This window comes from Candidatus Enterococcus myersii (assembly GCF_017316025.1).
In the GTDB taxonomy this organism is placed as follows: domain Bacteria; phylum Bacillota; class Bacilli; order Lactobacillales; family Enterococcaceae; genus Enterococcus_C; species Enterococcus_C montenegrensis.
The window spans coordinates 1-3,054 of sequence record NZ_JAFLVT010000022.1; the positions used below are offsets into that span (position 1 = coordinate 1).

Annotated in this window: 2 protein-coding genes; both read right to left on the reverse strand. The window is 40.2% G+C overall.

The features are described 5' to 3' along the window. Positions 1–686, reverse strand: a 686-nt coding sequence (gene pflA / locus JZO76_RS13815) for a pyruvate formate-lyase-activating protein (protein WP_206905783.1), incomplete at its 3' end; no start/stop codon positions are given. Between the two features lie 185 nt (positions 687–871). Then, positions 872–3,054 (reverse strand): formate C-acetyltransferase (pflB, locus tag JZO76_RS13820; protein WP_206905784.1); only part of this gene is annotated, 2,183 nt, incomplete at its 5' end.

Below are 3,054 nucleotides of genomic sequence, written 5' to 3' on the forward strand. Positions count from 1 at the left end.
GTCGGTGGTTCAATTCCTTCTAATGGATATTTTAAACCCAATTCTTGCCACTTGTACTTGCCCATCGTGTGATAGGGTAAAATCTCAACCTTATCGACATTTTGCAACGTCTTAATAAAGCTATCTAAGCGGATCAAATACGCATCATAGTCACTGCGATAAGGAACCAATACGTGACGAATCCAGACCGGTTTATTTATTTCAGATAAATATTTGGCCATTTCCAAAATAGGGGTATTGGCTTGTTTGGTCAGTTTTTTATGGGCGTCATTGTCGATATGTTTAATGTCAAACAACAATAAATCCGTATATTCCATTAAAGTATTGAATTTTGAAAAGAAAGGTTCTTCTCTGGTAAAAGGTTGCCCACAGGTATCAATGGTCGTATGAACCCCAGCCGCTTTGGCTTTTTTGAACAAATCAATTAAAAAATCAAGTTGTAACAACGGTTCTCCACCACTTACTGTGATTCCGCCTTTTTCTCCCCAAAATTCTTTATATTTTAAGGCTTCTTCTAAAACATCATCTGCTGTACGCTCTTTACCACTGCCAATTTTCCAAGTATCCGGATTATGGCAAAACTCACACCGCATCCGACAGCCTTGGGTAAAAACGATAAAGCGAATGCCTGGTCCATCAACGGAACCAAAACTTTCGGTTGAATGAATACGACCTGTCACAGTCATGCTTATGACTTCCTTTCGTATATGAAATACTTGAAACAAACGTCTCAAAAAAGAGGCTAGAAATTTTTTATGCCGCAATTCCAGCCTCTTTTTCACTACGTTTTTTGTGAAGAAGAGGACAAGCAAAAATAAAAAGTGACGGATAGTTTCCCATCCGCCACCTTGTAGTACGTTTAAAATTGAAATTACATAGATTCGTGCATTGTCCGTGCAATAACGTCATCTTGTTGTTCTTTCGTTAACTTAATGAAGTTTACGGCATAACCAGATACCCGAATTGTTAATTGTGGGTATTTTTCTGGGTGTGCTTGCGCATCTAACAAGGTATCCCGGTTGAAGACGTTAATGTTCAAGTGATGACCACCTTTTGTTGCATATCCGTCTAACATGGTTGCTAAGTTTTCTTCTTGGGTTGCTTCGTCACGACCTAAGGCTTTTGGTACGATAGAAAACGTATTTGAAATACCATCTAATGAATAGTCGTAAGGAATTTTCGCAACTGAAGACAAGCTTGCTAACGCACCGTGTGTGTCGCGTCCATGCATTGGGTTAGCCCCTGGCGCAAATGGTTGGCCCGCACGACGTCCGTCTGGTGTATTCCCTGTTTTCTTCCCATAAACCACATTGGATGTGATTGTAAGAATAGATGTGGTGTGTTTTGCATCACGGTAAGTTTTGTTACGTTTTACTTTCGTCATGAAGGTTTTCAATAAGTTCACCGCGATTTCATCCACGCGATCATCGTTATTGCCGTATTTAGGATAGTCGCCTTCAATTACGTAGTCTTCTACGATTCCATTTTCATCACGAACTGTTTTCACTTTGGCATATTTAATGGCAGATAATGAGTCCACTGCAACAGAGAAACCAGCAATACCAGTTGCCATTGTGCGTAGGATATCTGTATCTTGTAATGCCATTTCAATCCGTTCGTAAGAATATTTATCGTGCATGTAGTGAATGATGTTTAATGTATTCAAGTACAATTCTGTAATCCAGTCCATCATGGCATCATATTTGGCTAAAACTTCATCGTATTCTAGATATTCAGAAGTGATTGGTTGATATTTTGGTCCTACTTGTGCTTTTGATTTTTCATCAACCCCACCGTTAATTGCGTATAACAAGGTTTTCGCTAAGTTTGCACGAGCACCGAAAAATTGCATTTGTTTCCCAATGCGCATTGCCGATACACAACAAGCGATTCCGTAGTCATCGCCCCAATGAGGACGCATCACATCATCGTTTTCATATTGAATCGCAGATGTTTGGATACTCATTTTCGCACAGAATGTTTTGAAGTTGTGTGGTAAACGTGTTGACCATAAAACTGTCAAGTTTGGTTCTGGCGCAGGACCTAAGTTTGCTAATGTGTGTAAGAAACGGAAGCTGTTTTTTGTTACCATGTGACGTCCGTCTTCACCCACACCACCGATTGATTCTGTTACCCATGTTGGATCCCCAGAAAATAGGGCATTGTATTCAGGTGTCCGAGCGAATTTTACAAGACGTAGTTTCATAACGAAATGATCCACGATTTCTTGTGCTTCTTCTTCTGTAATCACGCCATTTTCTAAGTCGCGTTCCACATAAATGTCTAAGAAAGTCGATGTCCGACCCAATGACATTGCTGCACCATTTTGTTCTTTGATTGCAGCTAAGTAGCCTAAGTATAACCATTGGAAAGCTTCTTTTGCGTTTGTCGCAGGTTGTGAAATATCAAAACCGTAAATGTTACCTAATTCTTTTAATTCAGCTAACGCACGAATTTGTTCACTTAATTCTTCCCGTTGACGGATGATGTCTTCTGACATTGTGCCGTTTCCACAGTTGGCTAAATCTTTTTGTTTTTCTTTAATTAAAAAGTCTACCCCGTATAATGCAATCCGACGGTAGTCGCCGATAATACGGCCACGGCCATAGGCATCTGGTAAACCAGTAATGACACCTGAACGACGTGCTGCGCGCATTTCTGGTGTATACGCATCAAAGACCCCTTGGTTATGGGTTTTGCGGTAGTCGCGGAAGATATGTGAAATTTCAGGATCGATTTCAAAACCGTATTCTTCAGCGGCTTGTTCAGACATACGAATTCCACCGAATGGTTGTAAACCACGTTTGAAAGGTTTGTCTGTTTGGAAACCAACCACTGTTTCTAAATCTTTATTTAAATAACCAGGACCATGAGAAGTAATCGTTGAAACTACTTTTGTGTCCATGTCTAAAACGCCACCGTTGTCGCGTTCTTGTTTGTTTAATTCCATTACTTGATCCCAAAGTTTTGTGGTAGCTTCTGTTGGGCCAGCTAGAAATTCATCTGTGCCGTCAAATTGTGTGTAGTTTGCTTGGATAAAATCACGTACGTTAA